General features: G+C 70.3%; 19 protein-coding genes and 1 pseudogene. 9 read left to right on the forward strand and 11 right to left on the reverse strand.

The genetic code is table 11. From position 1 onward, the window contains the following. Nucleotides 1–123: 123 nt before the first annotated feature. Entirely contained in the window at nucleotides 124–1,587 is a 1,464-nt protein-coding gene (locus ACZOOI_RS29365; protein WP_465278654.1) for an aminobutyraldehyde dehydrogenase, read from the reverse strand. A 159-nt stretch (nucleotides 1,588–1,746) separates the two neighbouring features. On the opposite strand from ACZOOI_RS29365, the gene ACZOOI_RS29370 reads away from it, so the two are divergent. Beyond that, a complete protein-coding gene (locus tag ACZOOI_RS29370; protein WP_465278655.1) occupies nucleotides 1,747–3,060 on the forward strand; it encodes a TetR/AcrR family transcriptional regulator in 1,314 nt (437 codons plus the stop codon). A gap of 565 nt (nucleotides 3,061–3,625) precedes the next feature. On the opposite strand, the gene ACZOOI_RS29375 is transcribed toward ACZOOI_RS29370, so the two are convergent. Beyond that, nucleotides 3,626–4,516, reverse strand: coding sequence for a NaeI family type II restriction endonuclease (locus ACZOOI_RS29375; protein ID WP_465278656.1), 891 nt, complete (start codon nucleotides 4,514–4,516; stop codon nucleotides 3,626–3,628). A 460-nt stretch (nucleotides 4,517–4,976) separates the two neighbouring features. Here ACZOOI_RS29375 and ACZOOI_RS29380 point away from each other — a divergent pair, with 460 nt between their 5' ends. The 3 genes from ACZOOI_RS29380 (at nucleotide 4,977) to ACZOOI_RS29390 (ending at nucleotide 6,877) form a co-directional block, all read left to right on the forward strand. Continuing rightward, nucleotides 4,977–5,336: a hypothetical protein gene (locus tag ACZOOI_RS29380; RefSeq protein WP_391587868.1), complete on the forward strand. Its 360-nt coding sequence runs from the start codon at nucleotides 4,977–4,979 to the stop codon at nucleotides 5,334–5,336. After that, nucleotides 5,329–5,595 (forward strand): hypothetical protein, encoded by a 267-nt coding sequence (locus ACZOOI_RS29385; protein WP_391587869.1) that lies wholly within the window; start codon nucleotides 5,329–5,331, stop codon nucleotides 5,593–5,595. Before ACZOOI_RS29380 ends, ACZOOI_RS29385 begins: the two co-directional genes overlap by 8 nt. 289 nt (nucleotides 5,596–5,884) lie before the next feature. Then, nucleotides 5,885–6,877, forward strand: coding sequence for an ankyrin repeat domain-containing protein (locus tag ACZOOI_RS29390; RefSeq protein ID WP_465278657.1), 993 nt, complete (start codon nucleotides 5,885–5,887; stop codon nucleotides 6,875–6,877). A gap of 21 nt (nucleotides 6,878–6,898) precedes the next feature. Here ACZOOI_RS29390 and ACZOOI_RS29395 read toward each other — a convergent pair whose 3' ends face one another. The 6 genes and pseudogenes from ACZOOI_RS29395 to ACZOOI_RS29420 all read right to left on the reverse strand — a co-directional run. Next, nucleotides 6,899–7,405 (reverse strand): hypothetical protein, encoded by a 507-nt coding sequence (locus ACZOOI_RS29395; RefSeq protein ID WP_465278658.1) that lies wholly within the window; start codon nucleotides 7,403–7,405, stop codon nucleotides 6,899–6,901. A gap of 145 nt (nucleotides 7,406–7,550) precedes the next feature. Next, nucleotides 7,551–8,618, reverse strand: a complete 1,068-nt coding sequence (locus ACZOOI_RS29400; protein WP_465278659.1) for a hypothetical protein — start codon at nucleotides 8,616–8,618, stop codon at nucleotides 7,551–7,553. 105 nt (nucleotides 8,619–8,723) lie between these two features. Further along, entirely contained in the window at nucleotides 8,724–8,897 is a 174-nt protein-coding gene (locus ACZOOI_RS29405; protein WP_465278660.1) for a hypothetical protein, read from the reverse strand. Between the two features lie 149 nt (nucleotides 8,898–9,046). After that, nucleotides 9,047–10,519: a hypothetical protein gene (locus tag ACZOOI_RS29410; protein WP_465278661.1), complete on the reverse strand. Its 1,473-nt coding sequence runs from the start codon at nucleotides 10,517–10,519 to the stop codon at nucleotides 9,047–9,049. A 676-nt stretch (nucleotides 10,520–11,195) separates the two neighbouring features. Next, nucleotides 11,196–12,575: an alpha/beta hydrolase gene (locus ACZOOI_RS29415; protein ID WP_465278662.1), complete on the reverse strand. Its 1,380-nt coding sequence runs from the start codon at nucleotides 12,573–12,575 to the stop codon at nucleotides 11,196–11,198. Nucleotides 12,576–12,969: 394 nt separating this feature from the next. Further along, a pseudogene (locus ACZOOI_RS29420) lies at nucleotides 12,970–13,113 on the reverse strand (type I restriction endonuclease subunit M); the annotation flags it as partial. Between the two features lie 166 nt (nucleotides 13,114–13,279). On the opposite strand from ACZOOI_RS29420, the gene ACZOOI_RS29425 reads away from it, so the two are divergent. From ACZOOI_RS29425 to ACZOOI_RS29435, 3 genes are all read left to right on the forward strand, one after another. Then, nucleotides 13,280–13,618: a hypothetical protein gene (locus ACZOOI_RS29425; protein WP_465278663.1), complete on the forward strand. Its 339-nt coding sequence runs from the start codon at nucleotides 13,280–13,282 to the stop codon at nucleotides 13,616–13,618. Between the two features lie 500 nt (nucleotides 13,619–14,118). Continuing rightward, nucleotides 14,119–14,622, forward strand: a complete 504-nt coding sequence (locus tag ACZOOI_RS29430; protein ID WP_465278664.1) for a hypothetical protein — start codon at nucleotides 14,119–14,121, stop codon at nucleotides 14,620–14,622. 1,320 nt (nucleotides 14,623–15,942) lie between these two features. Further along, nucleotides 15,943–16,386, forward strand: a complete 444-nt coding sequence (locus ACZOOI_RS29435) for a transposase (RefSeq protein ID WP_465278665.1) — start codon at nucleotides 15,943–15,945, stop codon at nucleotides 16,384–16,386. Between the two features lie 162 nt (nucleotides 16,387–16,548). Here the strand turns inward: ACZOOI_RS29435 and ACZOOI_RS29440 are convergent, their stop codons facing one another. Continuing rightward, entirely contained in the window at nucleotides 16,549–17,697 is a 1,149-nt protein-coding gene (locus ACZOOI_RS29440) for a DUF6183 family protein (protein ID WP_465278666.1), read from the reverse strand. An 802-nt stretch (nucleotides 17,698–18,499) separates the two neighbouring features. Between ACZOOI_RS29440 and ACZOOI_RS29445 the strand changes: the two genes are divergently transcribed. Together ACZOOI_RS29445 and ACZOOI_RS29450 are read left to right on the forward strand one after the other, a co-directional pair. Further along, on the forward strand, nucleotides 18,500–19,501 hold the full coding sequence (locus ACZOOI_RS29445) for a hypothetical protein (RefSeq protein WP_465278667.1): 1,002 nt from the start codon (nucleotides 18,500–18,502) through the stop codon (nucleotides 19,499–19,501). 64 nt (nucleotides 19,502–19,565) lie between these two features. Then, a complete protein-coding gene (locus tag ACZOOI_RS29450; protein ID WP_465278668.1) occupies nucleotides 19,566–19,940 on the forward strand; it encodes a hypothetical protein in 375 nt (124 codons plus the stop codon). A gap of 20 nt (nucleotides 19,941–19,960) precedes the next feature. On the opposite strand, the gene ACZOOI_RS29455 is transcribed toward ACZOOI_RS29450, so the two are convergent. Further along, nucleotides 19,961–20,437: an IS5 family transposase gene (locus ACZOOI_RS29455; protein ID WP_465278669.1), complete on the reverse strand. Its 477-nt coding sequence runs from the start codon at nucleotides 20,435–20,437 to the stop codon at nucleotides 19,961–19,963. Next, nucleotides 20,410–20,580, reverse strand: a complete 171-nt coding sequence (locus tag ACZOOI_RS29460; RefSeq protein ID WP_465278670.1) for a transposase — start codon at nucleotides 20,578–20,580, stop codon at nucleotides 20,410–20,412. Before ACZOOI_RS29460 ends, ACZOOI_RS29455 begins: the two co-directional genes overlap by 28 nt. Between the last annotated feature and the right edge of the window lies 1 nt (nucleotide 20,581).

Here is a 20,581-nt window from a genome sequence, read left to right on the forward strand (position 1 = left end):
TCGGCGAGGCGCCTCCGACGATTCGCCTTCCGGCGAGCCGTCGGGGGCGCCTCGATCGACGCGCCGGGCTCGCGGGCATGGGTGCCGGGGGCGGATTCGGGCCCGGCGTACCGCCGTTGCGGCTCACTCGTTGGCGATCGCCTCCATCGGCAGGTAGGGGCCGCCGTTGAAGGTCATCACGTGCTTGATCCGCGTGTACTCCTCCAGGGCGTACACCGACATGTCCTTGCCGTAGCCGGATTGCCCGAAGCCGCCCTGCGGCATCTCCGAGACGAGCGGCAGGTGGTAGTTCACCCACACGCAGCCGGCCGCGAGTTCGCGGGTGAAGCGGTTGGCGCGCACCAGGTCGTTGGTCCAGACCGATGCGGCGAGACCGTACGGCGTGCCGTTGGCGAGGGCGAGCGCCTCGTCGTCGGTGCCGAACGGCTGGATGGTGACGACCGGTCCGAACACCTCGTTCTGGACGATCTCGTCGTCCTGCCGGACGTCGGCGACCACGGTCGGTGGGAAGAAGTAGCCCGGGCGAGGCATGCGTCGGCCGCCGGTCAGTACGCGCGCGTGGCTCGGGAGCCGGTCGATGAAGCCCTCGACGGCCGCCAGGTGGTCCGCGGTGCTCATCGGCCCGTAGAACACGCCCTTCTCGTGCGGCGCACCGCAGGTGACCCGGCCGGTGGCGGCGACGAAGCGGGCGGTGAAGTCGTCGAAGACGCGTTCGTGAACCAGCAGGCGAGTCGAACCGGTGCAGTCCTGGCCGCCGTTGTAGAAACTCGACATGGCGAGCGGCTCGACGACGGTGTCCAGGTCCACGTCGTCGAACACCACGGCCGGGGCCTTGCCGCCGAGTTCGAGGTGCAGCCGGGTCAGTTGCGCGCCCGCCACCGCCGCGACCCGGCGGCCGGCGCGGACCGATCCGGTCAGTGACACCAGACCCGCGGCGGGGTGCCGGGCCACCGCCTCACCGGTCGCACGGTCGCCGGTGACCACGTTGAACACCCCCGGCGAAAGCACCCGGGCGGCGAGTTCGGCGAGCAACAGCGTGCTGGACGGGGTGGACTCGGCGGGCTTGAGGACCACGGTGTTGCCGGCCGCGAGCGCGGGAGCCGCCTTCCACACGGCCATCGGAAGCGGGAAGTTCCACGGGGTGATCTGGCCGACGACGCCGATCGGCTCCCGGCGTATGTAGGACGTGAAGCCCTCCAGGTATTCGCCGGCCGCCCGACCTTCGAGCACCCGTGCGGCGCCCGCGAAGAACCGCAGGTCGGTCATGGCGGTGGCGATGTCCCACTGCTCCAGGGTGTCGCGCGGCTTGCCGGTCTCGCGCGATTCGAGGTCGGCGAACTCGCCCGCGTGTTGCTCGACGGCATCGGCGAGCAGGTAGAGCGCGCGCTGCCGCGCCGCCGGGGTGGTGCGGTTCCACTGTTCGGCCGCGGCTTGGGCGGCCCGGTAGGCGGCGTCGACATCCGCGGCCGAGGACAGCGCGGCGCTGCCGAACACCTCCTCGGTCGCCGGGTCGACCAGGTCACTGGTGCGCCCGTCGAGTGCCGGGGTGTACGCGCCGTTGATGAAGTTCTCGCGCCGGATCGTCATTTCCTGCTCCGTTCGGTGCCTACGAGTGGTCGGTCGACCACTTGTACCGCAGCCGCGACGGTAAGTGCTACCAGTTGGTCTAAAATAGGGAATGGGGACGCGGGGGACCAAGCGGGGCTTGATAGCTTGGCCGCCCGTAGCCTGCCAAGAGGGTGTGGAATGGCTGTCCGCAAGGCCGCACGTCACTACGCGACGGGGTTGTCCCGCCGCGCGCAGATCCTCGACGTCGCGGACGGGTTGTTCCGCGAGTCCGGATTCGGCTCCTCGTCGCTGCGGGAGATCGCGAAGGCGGCCGGCCTGTCGCACCCCGGCCTGTTGCGCTACTTCGCCTCGAAGGAGGAACTGCTCGACGCGCTGCTCGACCGCTACGAACGGGCCACCCGGGCGCCCGGCGGGCCGACCGCCGGACCGCCGCCCCTGTCCGGCGACGGGCCGGCTGCCGAACCGGAGGCCGCGACCTCCGCCGAGCCGCCCGGCCCGGACCGCATCGTCGCGGCCGCCCGCCGCAACGCCGCCGTCGCCGGGTACCCGGACCTCGTCACCGCACTGGGCGGCGAGGCGACTCGGGCCGACCACCCGGCGCATGCGCGGATGGGCCGCCGCTACCGCGAACTCCGCGCCTGGACCGAGCGGATGCTGAGCACCGCCGTCCCGGCCGGCGAACTGCGCGCCGAAGCGGATCGGGTGGTGGCAGGCTGGGAGGGCCTGCAATTGCTCGCGCTCTACGACCCGTCCGGAGTCGACGTCGCCGCGAGCCTGGAGCGCTATCTGCACGGGCTCGTGTCCGAGCCCGGGCTGAACACCGCCCCCGCCGCGCCACCGCGCCGGACGCTCGACGAACTCGTGGCGAAAGACGCCGAGGAATTCGACCGGCGCACCGGCTATGCCTCGGGCCGGGAGCGGCGCGCGCGCGTCCTCGACGCCGCGACCACGTTGTTCGGCGCGCGCGGCTTCCACGCCCTCAGCATGCGCGAGGTGGCCAAGGCCGTCGGCATCTCCCACTCGACGTTGCTCTACCACTTCGAGAGCAAGGACGAGTTGCTGCACGCGGTCCTCGCCCGCCAGGACTACCTGACGATCAGCCTGGGCGCCGTCGCCGGCGATACCGGGCTGCCCGGCCGATTGAGCGCCGTGGTCGAGGCGTCCCGGCGCGTGGCCTACGAGACGCCGGGGTTGCGCGAGCTGTTCTCCGTCCTGTCCGGCGAGGCGGTCGCCCCCGGCCATCCCGCACACGCCTACTTCGAGAAGCACTTCGCGGTGAGCCGCCGGTACTTCACCACCCTCTTCGAACACCTGGCCGTCCGGGGGGAGTTGGCCCCGGGATGCGACCCGGAGCAGGAGGCGGTGTGGCTCCTGGCGTTGTGCGAGGGGTTGCAGCAACAACGGCTCTACGACCCGCAGATCGACCCGCCCGGACTGCTCGCCACGAGCATCGGGCGGGTCCTGGACGTGTCCGCGCCGCCGGGTGGCTGAGCGGGTCGTGCCGTCCCGGCAGGAGCGTTCGCACATGGTCTCCATGGCGGTGATGCCCCCAGGGAGCGGTGCGCAGTCGCTCCGGAAGGGCTGCGAACGTCCTGCCCGGTGGCCCCAGGTCCCAGTGCGCGGGTACGCGGCGGAGTAGGCGGTAGTGCCGGAGGTTGTTGCCCGTACGGTCGTTGGCGGGCGTTGTGTCCGCGGGGAGGAGCCAGAAGGAGTAGGGGAGGGGATCTCGGGGGCGACCTTCGCGCGCTTGTCGTGGCCCCACGTGGTTTCCCGCCCAGTAGGGCTCACGTCGAACCCCGGGCTGTCCATCCACAAGGGCCGGCAGCGGAGTTCCGCGCCGCCGGGCTGCGTGGTGGTCGTGTGGTTCGTCACCGAATCCAGGTCCCGACGGCAGGGTCGGTTTCCACCCGTAGTGGTCGGGCAGTGGGGCGGGATCGCGGCCCGATCGGGGGCGAGTTCGCAAGGTTCGGCCACATCGGGTTCGGCCTCGTGGCGGTCGAACGGAGTGCACACGAGATCGGGGCGAGAAGCGACCGCGGCGACTGCGTTGACCGGGTCAGTAGTCCGCCGGGCCGGGTTGTGGGGTGTCGGTTGGTCGGGCGCGGACGTAGGAGGTGCCCGCGATGGTTGTGGCGGGGCGGGGGTCGTCCGGGCGAGCGGGCACGATGCGGGTCGAGAGCCACGATCCTTTGGCAGGCACGGGAAGCCGGAGCTCGCGGGCGATGCCCGGGTGCTCGCGCTGGTGGCCCAGGATGATGATGCCTTCGTCGCGGAGGTGCCGACGGGCGTCGCGGACGCGTTTCGCCGGGTCGGTCTGGTGGGCGATGGTGGCCACGGGTTCGCGCGGGATGATGCGGTCGCGGACGTGCCGGAAGAGTTCGTTGATGCGCCTTTGGCCGGAGACGCGATCGGCCAGGATCAGGTCGCGGGTGTGGGCCGGCAGGTGCAGGAGGAAGTTCTCCGGCAGGTCGCCGGAGCGCACGAGCCAGTGGATCGCGCGGCGACCGGCGGGGGACAGCCGATATTTCCGCTCGGGCGATCCGGGCAGCACCGCGTCCTCGGTGATGTGGAGAAGGCCGACGGAGAAGCGTGACCGTTCGTCGTCGGCGGTGAGCAACAGGCCGACGTGCCCGAGGGCTTCGCGGGGGAGGGTCCACGCTCCGGTGAAAGAGAAGCGGGGGTGGACGCGGTGGCCGGCGACGAGGTAGTGGGTCGTACCCGCGGGAAAGCCGTGTGCGGCACGGCAGACGATGCCGACCTTGGCGGCGAGGTAGGTCTTCTCGGGTTTCTCCAGTGTGGCCACGTCGTAGCGACCGGTGCGTTGGCCGTCGAGGACCTCGTCGAGGGACCGGCGAAGGGCTTCGCCGAATCGGGAGTGCTGCGGGTCGTGTAGACGGAACCAGGTGGCGGTCGCGTGTACCGGGCCAGTCGGCTCGGGGGGTGTCAAGACGCGTCCACGCGGTCGTCCGGCAGAAGGAGTCGTTCGCCGATGATTCGTGTCGGTGAGAGCACATTCCAAAGCTAGGAGCCGCTGTCGAACGATGCCACGGTTTGCCGGTATGCCAGGGATTTCGGCCGATCATCACCGAACAGCTGGTTTTGGGCCATTTCCGTCAGGATGGTGGCTGGGCACTCGACTGGTGTTCGGCCTGACGGGGCAGTCTGCGCGAGCGCCGGGCGCCCGAGCCCCGTGCCGTCGGCGGATCGGTCGGGTCCAGCGGCATGAACCGTGAGTAGTGAGCCTGGAAGGCGACCGTGACGACTCCGGTTGGGCGGGGCTCCGGACCGAGCATCGACAACTCGTTCCGCCGCTTGGCCTGACCGGGCCTGTCGTGCTCTGGCAGGTTCGTGGTGGTGGGGGCGTGGGTCGGATGGTTCTGGTTGACTGGGCGGTGGAGGAGGAGACCATGACAGCCGAGCACGCCGAGTGGGGCGACGAGCCGCTGATTCCGATGCCGCCCTTGAAGATCCGGGCGCTTCGTGAGGCGGTGGCCGTGCTGAGCCCGACCTATCTGCCGGAGTTCCAGCAGGAGGAGGACGAGGCCCTGGACTGGGTCGCCGAGAACCTCCAACCGAACGCCGTACGGCTCTTCCTGCGCAAATGGGCCGTGTTCGTGGCGATCGAGCGCCGCCCAGCCCTGGCGCGACGTCTGCGCGAGTTGGAGCGTGTCGTGGCGCGGTCGAACGATCCCGGTGAGATCCGGGACGCAGGGACCGAGATCGCTCGACTCCGCGCCGAGGCGCACCGCGAGATCGCCGGTGAGTGACTGGTCCTGGGAATGGCTGCCCAGCCTGGAAGAGGTCGCCGCCGGTCTGCCGTCCGAGGTCCTGTCCGCCGTCGAGAAGGCCGCCGCGGACCTGGCCACGGTCAACTCCATGGTCTATCTCGACGGAGTCGACTTCCAGGGCACCGGCCCGGGCATTCGCACCCACAGCGACCCGGCCCGCAACCTCCTCTTCGAATACCTCACCGTTCCCCGCCAGGAATGCATCTACATCACCCAGGTCACCTGGCTCGGACCCTGACCCCCGCACCCTGCCGGCGCCCGTGCCGCCCGCTCCGGAACCCGGACGGTGGCACGCGGACGAGTTCCGATGCCGACTCTGAAGCGCGAGGGTTTTGTGCAATAAATGTTGCCCGGCATGATCTCCCTTGCGGACACGCCGGGTTCAAGCGTCGAGGGAGTCGCGTCGTGAACCGCGCGCGACGCATCGGCCGTATCGGTGCCCGGCGGTGCGGGACACGGCGGCGACCGCCTGATCCGGTGTATCGGCGGTGTCCGAGCCGTGTGCGAGTGTCCTGGGGGAGGCCCGCATGGGGCTTGTCGGGTCGCGGTCGGAGGGGTGTTCGGTGTCGGTGCGGGGGGATGGTTGGGCCGGTGTCGGCTGGGATTGGAAGGACCATGACGACATCCGTCGTCGCCTCGACGGGGGCGCCGACCCGGAGGTGTGGCGCGGGGGGCGGCCCCTGCATTGTGCGGCAGTGTTCGGCTCTCCGGAGGTGGTTGCCGAGTTGGCCCGGCGGGTTGCGGACGTGGACGCGCTCGAGGACGGGGTGACGGCGTTGTGGGAGGCCGTCGTGTCCGGGAAACCGGACAACGCGCGGGCCCTTGCCGCAGCCGGGGCCGATCCGTGGCGGCGGTCGGTCGGCGGTTGGTCGCCGGGGCGGCTGAGCCTGGCCGGGCCGACCCCGGACCTGTTCACCGTGCCGCCCGGCGAGCGCCTGACCGACGCGGAGCGCGCGGCGGGGCAGGAGGCCGGGCGGCTCGTCGCGGCGCTGGGCAGCTTCCACGTCGAGGGCACGGGATTGGCCTGCGTGGCCGGGATCGACGCGGCCGAGGCTATCCGCCGCCTCGAGGCGGCACCCGCACCGGCCGCCATCGTCGACGCGGCGCTGGGGGATCCGTACGCCGTCGAACGGGACGAGATCCTGCGGATCGTCGGTGTGACGTCCGTGCCGGGCGGCTGTGCGGTGACCCAGCCGTGGGGGTATGCGCCGCAGATGCCGGGCGTGCTGACGCGGTTGTCGGTGGGAACCGTTTGCTACAGCCTCTACGCCAACCCCAAGAGCGGCAACCAGGGCGCGATCGCACGCGACGGAGTCATCGAGGGCTGGGACCTGCATCCGGGCGGCGGACCGTACGAGGACGACACTCCCGAGGAGGTCTTGGCCTCCTACCTCTACCGGTACAACGCGGTGGCCTTCACCTTCGCCTTCACGGAACTGCGCCCGACAGGACCGCAGGCGGTCGTCGGACCCCCCGACCTGTGGGTTCGATTGCCGGAACGCGACTACTGGAAACACTGACACCGCCGAGGCCGAACAGCCTCACCGGCTGCGTGGGTCGGCGTCACCGGTGGGGCCGAGGCCGAAGCGTCGGACGTCCGCGGTCCGTTGGATCCGGTCGCGGGTCGGCAGGGCCGCGATGTCGTCGCGTTGGCAGGCGTCGATCACGGCCAGAGCCTGAAATCTGCTCCAAGCCGCACATGCCTCGGCGAGTTCGGCGAACCCCGCGCCCCGGTCCGGTGAGGCTCGGCGGACCGCGTCGGCGAGCAGGTTTCCGGGCCGTTCGGACCAGGACCGGTCGATCCGGGTGGTGCGCACGAGCACGCCCAACCACTCCCACCAGGCCCCGGGCAGCGGCGACACGCTCCGCAACTCGGCTGCCAGGAACTCTCGCAAAATGTTGCCCGGGACTATTCGGCCGGCCATGCCGGCCCGGAAGAGCAGCGCCGCCGGCATCGAAACGCTGTCCTCGTATCGCAGAAAGAGTCGACTGGTGCCGGGCCCGTAGGACTCGGCCGGGTCGCTCGTGGTGCCGGGATCGGGCGCCATCGGACGTCTCCTCGAAGTGAAGGCCCTCGCGGCGAGAGCGTGTTCGGCCGGCTCGCCGGGCCGGCTGCGCCCGGCAGGACCGACTCTGGGCAGCGGCCACTTGCGGTGCGCAAATGCCCGGATCGGCCCCATGCCGCGGTCCTGCTCAGTCGTCGAACCACACGACCAAGCGCACGTTGTCGTCACCGTACGGTGCTGCAAGCGACTCCATGGCCTTCCACACGGGTTGCCACTCCCCGGTTTCGGTGATGGCGTCCTTGCGGCGGAGGGTGACCGATCTGTAGAGCGTGTCCCCGACGAACCACTCACTTCCTTCGGGCCACTCCCGCTCTTCCCCTCTCCGGAGACCGACGGCCTCGGCGAACGCAGCACTCCAGGACGACTTGCCCGTCAGCCTGAGCCCGTTCGCGGTCCGGCGGTACTGGTGAAGCCGGCTGTCGGGCCTCTCCGCACGCTCGTCCCAGTCGACCGCCTTCACCTCGGCCCACGTGATCCATGTGGTGCCGTGAAGGCCGTCCTCGCCGTACCACTCGGTCAGCTGCGCGAACCGCGCACTCACCGTGGCCGAGGCATCGGCCGGCAGACCACGGTCTGCGGCCAGGGGACGGAAGTTCGCATGGTTGCGGACTCCGAAGAGACAACCGAACGCATCGTAGTCACGGTTCCCGTAAAGGGAGCCGAGGTCGTGCGCGGTGTACCAGGTCGGCTCCCGATCGCCCTGCGGCGCGCAGTACTCCAGGAAGCCGGTGATGTCTGTGCCCATGCCAGGCATGATGCCGACCTCGTCAACCGAGTTCGTCCGCACCGGATCGACAACCTGCGCAAACGTGAGCCACCTGGTCGGGAAGGACCGGAGCCGGCGGCATGTGATCCGAACGAAACGGCCCGGCCGAACGCTGAACGGATACGCGGGCGCGGCGTCTTCAGCGCGCCCCGGTGGCGGCCCGCAGGTCATGGACCCGACCGTGTTCGGATGACGTCGGGCGAGGTCGGTGACGATGCGGCGGATGGAGGGCCGGTCGCGCACTTCGCCCGGCGCCTCGCGGTGGGCGGCGGCGAGTTCGACGGCGGTCTGTTCGGGCCTGCCGAGTTGCCACCACGCGCGGGCGCGATCGATGTGCAGGCGCCCGCGCCGCTCGGTGGTGAGGAACTGCCCCGGGTGCAGGTCGCGGCCGGAGTACAAGGCCGCGTCGGCGTCGCCGAGGGAGTACAACACCCCGACCTCGTATCAACCCCACCGACGCGGGCGTCACCGTGAACACCGTCCGGGCCTCGGGGCCGGCCGGCACCCGCAACACGGCGCGTTCGGCGTCGGCCATCAACTCCAACGCGCACGCTCCCCGACACCCGCGCACGTATAGGCGGCCGTGCACAACATCTGGGCGTACGCTGCGGCCTGTGCCGGCGCCGTCAACCCGGTGGCCTCCACCCGCGCGGCCGCCTCCAGCGCCACGCGCTGCGCCGTGGCCTCCTGCCCCCGGTGACGCAACACGATGCCGAGCATCCGCGCCGACGATGCGGCGACCGGCGGCGACCCACTGTGGTGCGCGTACACCGTCGCCCGATCGGCGGCGGCCCGCGCTTCTTCGTGCCGCCATTGAGGGCGATCAGGGGCCGCACGAAGTCCGGGCGACTCGACGGCTACAGGTCCGCAAGGGCCAGTAGCCGCTCCATGCTCTCGACGGGAAGGAACGGCGAAGCCCCGGCGGCCTCCGCGACGCGCTCGGAGGGGTCGGCGAGGAGTCGAAGAAGGGCCGGGAGCGGGAGGTTGCGGTGGGGCGCAACGGCTCGGCGGACGCGGTCTTCGGGGTCGGATGCCAGCTTCTCGGCGATTTTCGTGGGTAGATTCGGATCGCGGGGCGCGAAGGACCGGAGCCTGGGCTCGGGGTCGGTGGCGAAGCGGCGCAGGACTTCCGAAGGGAACGTCAGGACCTCCTTCCTGTCCCACCAGAAGGTGAACTTGTCCCGCCGGCGGTAGCGGCGTTCGATGTTCTCGGCGGTCGCCGGATCAACCAGGTGCGGGGCGGCGGCTGCCATGGTGAGGCGGACCATCTCCTCCTCGTCGTCGAGCAGCCGGGCCACCGCGCCGGCGGGAAGGGTCTTGCCGAGGGCCGCCGAGACTCGGAAGCCGACATAGGGCGAGTCGATGTGCGGCAGCGGGTCGGCCGTGACCCAGTCCAAACGCAGGATCCGCAGTTCGGTGGGGGCAAAGTCGTCCAGAAACGACTGGAGGAGTGCTTCGTCGGTGGCGTCGGGGCCCGGGTCCGCCGTCGAACGCGCGATCTCATGGACGGATGCGTGGATCTGCGCTCGCACGTGCCCCGGCGTGTCGGGCCGGGCGAAGACCTGCACCCGGACGTTCAAGGCCGGATCGACGGCAAGGACGTCGCGGACCGACGGCGGCAGTTCGGGATGTCGGGCGAGCTGAGCGCGCACCTCATTGTCCGGGTCCTCGGCGAGCTTCCGGAGGGTCTTCGCGTCGAGAACGACGTGGATCACCGCGCCCGCCCGGGTCGCGGGGTCTGCCAACAGGGCCGGTAGCAGGTCCGAGGGCGGTATCGGATGCGGCAGACGCGCGAAGTAGGTCGAACAGGCCGCGGCGCGCACGCCCGTTTCGGGATCGGTCAGCAGGATCCGACGAATCGACTCCGGCGCTTGTGGCCAGTGCTTCGCCAACGCGGCGCGGATTGCGGGATCGGGGTCGGCGGCGAGGCGGGCCCGGAGGTCGGGCGGCGTGTGATCGCCCTTGGCCAGGTACTCGCGGACTTTTGGATCGGGATCGTCGATGAGCTTCTCGAACATCTGCCTCGGTGCGGTCGCCGCGTGGATGACGAGCGCGGACCGCACGGCACTGTCCCTGTGGCCGGCCAAGCCGAGGCGGAACCGGTCCGGCAGCCGGTCGTTGAGCGCCAGGGTGTGCAGAAGCCAGTGGTCGTCGATCGCGATGATCTCGGCGATCATGTCCTCGGTGAGGTCTTGGCGTCTCGCCACGCTGTCCCCTCCCCGTCGCCATGCGAACAGTCGCCGGACCATGGAGGCCGGCAAGGCCGGGTTCATGGCCAGTCCGTCCATGACCTTGTCGATGTGGACCGGAGTCGGGGTGTCAGCGTCCATGCGGGCAGAATGCCAGGCGGGCTCCGTGACGACGCTGCCCGGCTTCCGCCGGTACCGATCGAGAGCGGTTCGCAAGACGACGGAGCATGGTCGCCGGGTGCTGCTCGGCGAACCCCCCGCAGCACCTTCCCGAAGTACTCGTCGGCGTCGACCGGTTCCATATCCCACAGTGAACGGACCGCCCGGGCCAGGCGCCGAACATCCGCGGATGGTGCCGTTCGCGATCCTCGCGGAAGCTCGCGTGAGAGCGAAGTGGGTGAATATCACCCCTCGTCGAACGTGCTGTGGCCGTGCACTCCGGCATCCGTTCCTGCTCGACTGTGCGGCGCCCGACGGCGACCTCCTCACGATCGAACCCGCCGGCGGGGTCGATGTCCGCGGCCGCGCGGTAGATCCCCGATGACACCTACCTGTCGAAACTCGGACGACTGACGCCCTCCCCCGGCCCTGCTGGAGAGCACGGCCCTCACCCACCGGGCGCAACTCCCCGGTCTGCCAACTGCGTCGACCGCCCGCAAACTGACCGGCAGGACAGTGACCCGGCGTCGGGGAAACGGCCGGCACCGGTCGACGACGAGGCGCCCTCGATCGGCTTCGGAGCCGGTCGAGGGCGTGTGTCGGGTGGGCCGGGGAGTCGGGGTCGGGAGGGGGCGATCGGTGCGCGGCGCGCGTGGGGTCAGAACGGGGCGATCGGTGGGCGAGGCGGGTGGAGGGTTGCGCCGCGAGGCGGGCTTCCGTCCTGTGTGATCGACGGGTCGTGGAAGCAGAAGAGGTCGCGCGGGGGCAGGGTTCCGGTGCTCAGGAAGTCGTGTGCTCGGGTGAGCGCGCAGGACGGCGCCTCGGGGTCGTAGGCGCCGTGGTTTCCTCCGTCCACGGTGATCATGCGTGCCCGCTTGCCCAGGGCGAGGCGCATGCGCAGTGCGCCCGGATAGGGCGTGGCCGGGTCCCGGGTGGTTTGGAGCAGGAGGATGTTGCTCGCTCCGCGGTCGGTGATCCGTACGGCCGGCTCGACCGGTTCGGGCCAGAACGCGCAGGGCCAGATGTTGGTGCCCATGCCGCCCAGGATCGGGAACAGGGCCCGATTGAGCGTTACTTCGCGCTGGTAGTGGGCGATGTCGCGCGGGGCACGGCTGTCTCCGCAGGTCACCGCGAGCAGTACGGCTGTGTCGTTGTCCCGGGGGATGCCGGGCGTGCTCGGCCACTCGCCCCACGGGGGAGGCGGCCCGGCACCGGCGACGAACCGCCACCACGCGGCGAATTCCGGGAACTGCAGGGTGTGGTACGAGTACGCCTGATAGATGGCTCGGAACAGGTTGCCGGTGACGGCACCCGCTTCGGGGTGTCGCACCGGGGAGCGATCGAGACGCTGGACCGTGTCGAGGTAGCCCCGGCGTACGGCGGCAGGGGTGGTGCCGAGGCCGAGGGTGTCGTGCCGTTCGGCCGCCCAGGCGGCGAAGTCCCCGAACCGCGTGTCGAACCCTGGGTCCCAGGACGCCCATCGATCGTGCCAGGTGGCGTTGGGGTCGACGTTGGCGTCGAGAACGACCCGGTCGGTGCGATCGGGGAAGAGTTCGGCGTACACCGCTCCCAGGTAGCTGCCGTAGGAAGCGCTGAGATAGGAGAGCTTGCGTTCGCCGAGGGCGATTCGGATCCGGTCCATGTCGCGCGCGGTGTTGGCCGTGGTCACGTGCGGCATCAGGGCGCCGCCGTTGGCGAGGCAGTCGCGCGCCAGAGTACGGGCGAAGTCCGCGTTGTCCGCGATCGATCCGTCCGGGGCCGGAAACGGGAAGAGACGCTCGTTGGTGATTTGGGTGGTGCGTCCACACGTGATCGGCGTGCTGTATCCGAGACCGCGCGGGTCGAAGCCGATCAGGTCGAAGCGGTCCAGGACGTCCTGCGGATAGAGGTTGACGAACGTGCTCGGCCGGTTCAGGCTCGCCGCGCCGGGCCCGCCCGCGTTGTGCAGCAGGATGCCGCGGCGCAGCCCCGGCTTGGCCGTGGCCAGCCGGGAGACCGCGATCTCGATCGTCGGGCCGGCCGGGGCACGGTAGTCCATCGGTACACGCAACGTCGTGCACCGTACTCGCGGGTCGACGGGAACGCCGTTGGGGTCGGGCGGACAGGTCGTCCAGGTGAGCGTCGGTGGTCGTGAAGGGGCGGCCTCGGCCGGAATCGCGGCGGTCAGCGTGGCCATGAGCGCGATCACCACTGCCCCGCGGACGGCATCGCCTAATCGTCTGGTCATAGGTCTAGACCATAAGGAAGGGGCGGGTGCCGCGTCACCCCCGAACCGACTCCGGTTCGGGGGTACTTGGCCCACCGGCTCCACCCACACCATCGCCACGGTGCGCTCGGCCCGGTTACGAGCGGCCTGCTTCGCCGCCTCGTCCGGGCCGGACGGGCCGGGACGCCGTCTCGCCTCCGACGCCGATCGGGCTCACTCCGAACCAAGCCTCGATTGCTGCGGCCGACCTGGCGGACTGCTCGACCTTCGCGCAGTAGGCTGCACGGGCTTCCTCGTCGATCTGCTTCTCGTGTTCGGCGCGCAACCCGGTCCGGCCGTCGAGGCCCTCGCGCAGGATATCGGCGTGCCCGCGCAGGCTCCGGCTGCTTCGGGCCGACACCGACCCGGTGCGGTCGCCGCCGTGTGCGCGCTCACATCCTCCGGCGCGGTCGGCCGGGCCGGCGGCGTCGTTTGAGTACTCGGCTGAGTATGTGTGCGGACGCTCCGGGGTGGGGCGGGCTCGTAGCGTGCTCGGCATGGAGAAGAGGGTTTCGACGCCGCGTGGTGGGATGCACCCGGTTGTGGCCGCGCTGGTCGGGGTCGCGATGCTCGGGGTGTTCGTGGTGATGGCGATGGCGGATCTGTTGGCGCTCTACGGCGTCGCGGACGGGTCGGGGGTCTGCGACGACGCCGCGTGCCGGGCCCGGTATCGAAGTGACTTCCGGTGGACGCTCGGGATCTGCGGGCTCAGCTTCGTGGTGACGCTCGTCGGGTTCGCGTCGGCCGCGTGTCTTCGGCGGCGACGGTTCGTGATCGGGGTGCCGGTGCTGCTTTCGGGGCTGGCGCTTCAGCTGCCCGGGCTGGGGTTGGTCTAGAGGTTGCCCCGCAACCGGTACCTGGCGTCTTGCGGCATACGGATCGCGTCCGCATCGAGCCGTCCACCGCTCGAAACACACCTCACGCTTTTCCTCGACGCGGACGACGCAGCCGGCGACGCAGGCGCGGGCCGTCTGCAGCACGGACCGGGCCGGGACCGCCGCGGTCGCCGGATCCGCCCGCGCCGCCGGATCGTCCGGCGAGAGCGCCGGGTTCCGTGGCCGCGCCATGCAGGCGACGGACGCCCGTCGGGCGTGGCCGAAACACGCGCCGTGGGTGCGCGAAGCCGTCGAGGCGCTCCCACGGCACGTGTTCGCGCCGGACGCGTTCCAACCGGTGCCCGTGCCCAACTCCAGGACGTTGTGGCCGGGTTCGACGTCGAGGGCGTCGAGCACGCCCGCCACCACCGACATGCCGGCCGATGGTTCGATCAGCCCCGGCATCCTGCCGATCGGCAGCGTGGGATACAAAGGCCTCACAGATCGGCCAAGGGGGTTCGATGGCTGTCGAGTCGGTGCCGCCGTGGGGACATCCTGTCGCCCGCCGCGGTGGCCGCAGCCGGTTTCCCCGCCTCGGCTGCAGTGCGCTGTTCGTCGGGTTCGTACTGCTGGGCGCCGTCGTCATCGTGTCGTACCTCATCTGGGGCGACGGGACACCACGCGCGCTGCGTATCGACAGGAACGAGGCGGTCGGTACCTGGCGGGACGAGGACGCCGGGTCGGTCACCTTGAACGCGGACGGCACCTTTCACGCATCCGAATTGTGCGGCGACCACCACGGAGGGGCCTCGACCGGGGTCTTCGACCTGACTCCGCGCACGGGATCCGGCACGTGGACGTTCCACGCACTCGGCGCGGAGTCCGCCGAGGTCCGGTTGACGTTCGCCCGGGACCGGTCCTTCTCGTCGTTCACCTCCGGCGGCACGCATGCGAAGCCGGTGTTGTGGCAGTGGCTCGGTGACCCCGACGAAGGTCGTTTGTGCAAACTCCGTCGCGCTCCCTGACCGGAGGCCCGCGGGTGCGAGGACGGGTCGATGTCGCGTGGCGGCGGGCGGGTGCGGTGTACTGCCGGTTGCCTGTGGCGAGCGGTTGGGGGCGTCGCGGATGGGGCCTACGCCGAGAAGGCCGGCCAACGTCATCGTGATGCCTGCGCAGGACGAGGCGGTTGAACTTCGCTCGACAGCGGACCCGGGCGATTGGCGGCGGAAGACGAAAGCGACACTCGCGAATTTGCTTGTCGATCACCGTGGCCTGCCCCCCGCAACGGCGAACGCCATCGTGACCCAAGCCTTCGAAGAGTAGAGAGCACAACGTGCCGATCGCACCGGGGGCGCGGCGCCCGGCCCGCCTTCCGCGAGAGCGCAGGGGTCCCGACCGATACACGGGTTTCGGCTGGTCGCGGCCGGGCTGGTGCGAGGTGGTGGGCGGCAGCGGACCGACTCCACGCACGTGCCGGCTGCGGTGCGCCGACTCAACCGGGCCGAACTGGTCGGCGAGAGTCTGCGGGCCGCATTGGAGGCGTTGGCCACGGCGAACGAGGCGTGGTTGTCACCGTTGATCACACCGGGTTGGGCCGAGCGCTACGGCCGCTCGATTCACTACGACCGGTTGCCCAAGGGCAAGGCCGCATTGGGCGCCTACGTCGAACAGGTCGGCGCGGACGGCATGTCACTGCTGCGCGCGGCACACGCGCCGGACGCCCCGCCGAGGCTGCGGGCCTTGCCATCAATGCATGTCCTGGGGCAGGTCTGGGTGCAGCAGTACCGGTACGACGCAGACGGCCGGCTGCGTTGGCGGGGCCCGAAGGACACCAAGGACAGGGCCAGTCGCCGGGACCGACCTCGTCGGGCCGCGTCCGCCCCGGCCGCCGACGGGTCGCCCGACCCCGACTCGGCGCGGGTGCCCTGGTCGACGATGGAGGTCGTCACGCCGCACGATCCCGAGGCCCGGTTCTGCCACAAGGCCGGCAAGGCCGCGTGGGTCGGCTACCGCGTCCATCGGACCGAGACCTGTGACACCGGCGGGCCGAACGTGATCGTGCACGTCGTCACGGCGCCCGCCCCGGAACAGGACATCGAAGCGCTCGACGGTATCCACGCGGCTCTCGTCGCCCGTCGATTGGCCCCGCACGAGCATCTGGTCGACGCCGGCTACGTCAGCGCGGAGACGATCCGGCACGCGGCCGTCGAGCACGGCATCGACCTGACCGGTCCGGTCCGGGTCGACCCGCGCGCGGCCGACCGACCCGGCTTCGCCAAGGAGGACTTCACCTTCGACTGGGACAACCACACCGCGACCTGTCCGCGTGGGATCACCAGCCCGCCTTGGAAACCCACCGTCGGAGATCAACACCCGCGCATTTCCGTCCTGTTCCCCAAGCCGCCTGCAGGGCCTGCGAGGACCGGCTCCGGTGCACCGGCAACACCGGCGGCCGTGGGCGATATCTGACCCTGCTGCCCCGGCCTCTGCACGAGATTCAGAGTCGAGCCCGCCTCGAACAACAGACCCCGGAATGGCGGCGGCAGTACTCGATGCGGGCCGGCTGCGAGGCGACCGTCTCCGAGGCCGTCCGCGCCCACGGAATACGCAACTGCCGCTACCGCGGCATCGCCAAGACACACGTCCAACACGTCCTCACCGCTGCCGGCATCAACATCGACCGGCTCAGCGGATGCATGCCACCGGGCACAACGCCTGCCCGAACGCCCAGAGACCTCAGCCGTTTCCGACGTCTGTGCGACGAACTCGCGATCCCACGAACACACTGATTCCACGAAAGATCACCAACAGCATCGATCTTGTGATCCAGGCACGAGGCGCGTCAGGCGTGACCGCGTCATGCCAGGTCAGGCGTCGGGCCGGAAGCCAATCCGTTGCCGGACCACAAGATCGGCGCTGCTGGTGATCCTTGTCGGGCGCGCGGCGCCGGGTCAGTCCACTTCGCTGGTCGCCAGGATCGCCAGCCCGGTGCGCTCGGCGTCCAGGACCGCGAATCCGAGGTCCAGGCCGTCGCCGCCGAACCATTCGTTGGTGTGCTGTGGGAGGGTGAAGCGCAGCCAACGGCATTCGGCGGCGTGTCGGATGGCCTCGGGGAGCGGCACATCCTTGGCCAGCCCCATCAGGGCGTACAGGCTGCGCCAGGCGTGGAGTCTTCCGTAGGCGCCGACTTGGCCTCGGCAGCGCGTGTTGGCACCGAAGGCACTTCCCCGGTCGGCGGGGACGAACAGGTCGCCGAGCACCTGGTCGCCGGTCGTGTGGAGGGTGTACACCGTGTCGGGCGTCGTGTCGGCGAGGCAGTCGGCGGGGAGCGCGGACAGCAGGGCGCCGTTGAAGTCGGACGGCTTGAGCGGGGTGGGCAGCGTGTAGAAGCGGGCCTCTTTCTGCATGATGGCGGTGAGCGGGGCAAGTGCGGCGTCTGTTCGTGCGGGGTCGGTCAGCTCGCGCGCTGCGCACCCCGCTGACGTGCCGGACGGAGTCGGCGGGACGACCGGGTTTCGTTCGGCGCCCGCTCCGGCCATGTCGCCGCCCGTCCCCCATGTGCCGTCGTGCTTGCGGAGCCTGTGCTCGAACTGGAAGGACTCCAGGGGAAGCCATGCCAGCGGATGTCGGAGATCGGCCAGCCGGCTGTGATAGTCCCACGCCGTGTTCCACACGTCGTGCGCGCCGCGCGACGGCACGATGCCGAAGACCCGCGCGAGCTCCTGCAGCAGGCAGGCCCGGAACTCGGTGGCCAGGCCAAGCTGAAGGGGCGGCTCCTCGAAGAGCGTCAGCAGCGGCCGCAAGGACAGGCCGCCGTGCTGGACGAGTTGCCAGGCCATGCGACGGACCAGGAACTCCGGCGTGTCCCTGGGGTCGGCGTCCGCGGCGAGATCATCGACCAAGCGGGCCACCAACGCGACGCCCGCCTCCGTGCGATGGTGTGTGCACAGCAGGAGCATGGGATCGAGAATCTCGTGCGGCACGCCCTGGCCCCGCCGTCCGGTGGCGAGTTCATACAGGGCAGCCGGATAGTCCTCGGCGCGCCGCCGCCACACCTCGTCCTGGCCCTGTGCCTCGGCCGGCCGTTCGTCTTCGTTCATCCCGCCAGGCTAAATGCCGGACACCGGCATCGTGCCCGCCTGTCCGATGTGCGCGGCCCCGCCCCACGGCGGTGCCGGCGAACACCGGCGAAGATCACCAACAACATCCATTCCGGGGAGCGCCTACGTTCGGTGACGACGGAGCCTGGTGGCGTGTCGTTCGGATGCGGGCGGCTGTGCACGCCGGAGCCCCGCACACGGAACTGATGCTCCGTCAGCATGTTCCTGAGGGCTGGATCAGCCGGCGTGTGGTGCGCACGGTCGGTCCATGGAGTTGTCGTTGTCGTGGTGGGCCGGGCTGCTGTTTCTGTTTCCGACAGTCGGGGTGCGTGTCGAGAGCGTCGAGGTCGATGCCGACGCAGTTCGCGTCCGCGCGGCGAGCAGCGCCGAAGGCACCGCGTGTCCGGGCTGCGGTGCTTCGTCGGCGCGCGTGCACGACCGCTGTGTTCGGCGGCCGGCCCACAGCACGGTCGCCGGCCGTTCGGTCGCGGTCGACCTGCTCGATGGTGGGTGTCACAAAGCGCCGGGGAGCGGCGTCTTGTGTGCGTGGGGCAGGCCCATATGTCGAGCAGCAGGCGGACGTCCGCCGGAGTCGTTGCATCCGACGCCATATCTCGTACGCCATGGCCTCACGTTGTTCGCGCAAGAGGATCGCAATGAGGAGGTTCCGCCATGGGGAACAACAACACACGACCCATGCTCTTGAAATTCGCCGCTCTGTCGCTGGTCACCGCCGCGGTCGGCGTCTTCGCCGTGGGCAGCGCATCTCGGGGAGTACTGGCTCCGGTCCCGCCTGGTCGAGGTGACCGAGGGCCGGGGACGCGACGACCTCGTCCTGGAGTTGCTCACGCGGGAAGCGGAGCGTGGGGAGCGTGCGGAGGCCGGGGCGTGCGAGCGGTGCGGTGAGTCCTGCGGGACGGGCCGGACCTACCGGTGGGACGTGCTGTTGCTGATCTCCCGGGTCCTGGAGCGGGCCGGGCGTGCGGACGAGGCCGTCGAGGTCCTGCGTGCCGAGTGGGCCTCGGGCCGGCGCCACCCCGTCAACTTCCCGGAGTACTACGCGGAACTCCTCGCCCGGCAGGGCCTGATCGAGGAGCTGGGGGCCCTGGCTGCCGAAGACCACCGCTCCGCTCTCGACGTGTACGCGAAGGCGCTGGAGGACGCGGGGCGGGCGTCCGAGGCGGAGACCGTGTTGCGCGAGGGGATCGAGGCCCACGACCACCCGAAGGACCGGGCGGCACTGATGCGCCTCCTCGTCCGCCGCGGGAGGGTCGACGAAGCCATCGAAATCGGTCGGCCCACCTACGAGTACTACGACTGCTGGAACTTCCTCCACGAGGCGCTGGAACTGCTCGTCGACGACGGCCGGCCCGACCGGGCGCTCGAACTCCTGGACGGGCTCACCGACGCATACGTCGAGGAGCACCCGGACCAGGTCCGCCACCTGCGGCTCTGGCTGCTGGGCGAGGCGGGCCGCTGCGCGGAGGGCATCTCGGAGGCCACCGCCCTCAACAAGCGGGAGCCGGGCCGGTGGGACACCGCGCTGGCGCGGCTGCTGGAGCGGGACGGACGACTGGAGGAGGCCCTCGCACTGCTCCGCTCCTCCACTCACTACTTGGTTCACCACGACTTGTCCGACATGCTGATCAGGCACGATCGTCCGGCCGAGGCCCTCGACTCCATCCCCACGATCGCCGAGGCGCGCGCGACCGTCGAACAGCGGGAACGGGAGGCAGCGGAGCGGCGGAAGCAGGATGATCCCTGGTCTGCTGAGGGCGAGTTCACCCTGGAGCCCCCGTTCTAGGGCGTGTTTCACAAGTGACCACAGTGAACTGCGGGCGGGTTCAGTGTTGGGTGAGAATGATCAGGTGACTGAAGCCGGCGTGGTGCACGTTTTCGTCTCGCGCGGCCGGTTCTCCTCGTTCGAAGACATCCGCGACTACGTCGACGCGGGGCGGTCGGAGGACGGGGATGCGGAGCCGTCCGTGTTTATGGGAGAGGCTGGGATTGCCGAGCTCGAACCGATGTGCGTCGAAGCCGTCCACGCCCGGGACGACGGTCACCTCGGGCTGGTTGTCCCCGAGGTACTCCTTCGAGGGGCCTCGTACGCCGACCAGTGGCTGCCGCAAGTGGAGTCGAACGAGCTGGCCGACGCCGCGATCTGTGTCTTCGCTCCTAACATGGTCACTAACCCGCACGGGACCGCTCTGCACTACCTCGGCCGGTTCACCTATCGTGCCTGAGGGTCTCTCTCTGCGGGTTGTCATAGCCACTCATTGATGGCCGCGACCGGCACGGTTGCCTCATAGCGGACGGCGAGTGTGTCGTATCTGGTTGCCACCGCGCGGTGGCGTTTGAGGCGGTTGATGCCGCACTCCACCGCGTGGCGCTCTTTGTAGTCGGGCTGGTCGAACTTCGGGGGCCGGCCCCCGTGGGAGCCGCGCTTCTTGCGGTTGGCGATCTGGTCGCGCTTCTCCGGGATGGTGCAGCGGATGCCGCGTCGTCGCAGGTAGGCGCGGTTCGCGCGGGAGCCGTACGCCTTGTTGGCACGGACCTTGTCGGGCCGGGTGCGAGGGCGGCCCGGACCGAGCCGGGGCACCCGGATACGGCCCAGGACGACCTGGAACTGCGGCGAGTCACCGCGCTGCCCGGCCGTGATCACCAGGGACATGGGCTTCTGGACCTGATCGACCGCCAAGTGCAGCTTGGTGGTCACTCCGCCACGGGAGCGTCCCGCCACGGAGCACCAGCGCGGGTGCGCCAGCGTATGCCGTCTATCAACTGCCGCTTGGTGTGCACCGGCGGCCGTCCGGACTTCTTCCCGACCGGGAGCAAGGGCTCCAGCTTCGCCCACTGCGCATTCGTCAGATCGCTCCTCCCCATG

This window comes from Embleya sp. L77 (assembly GCF_055557415.1).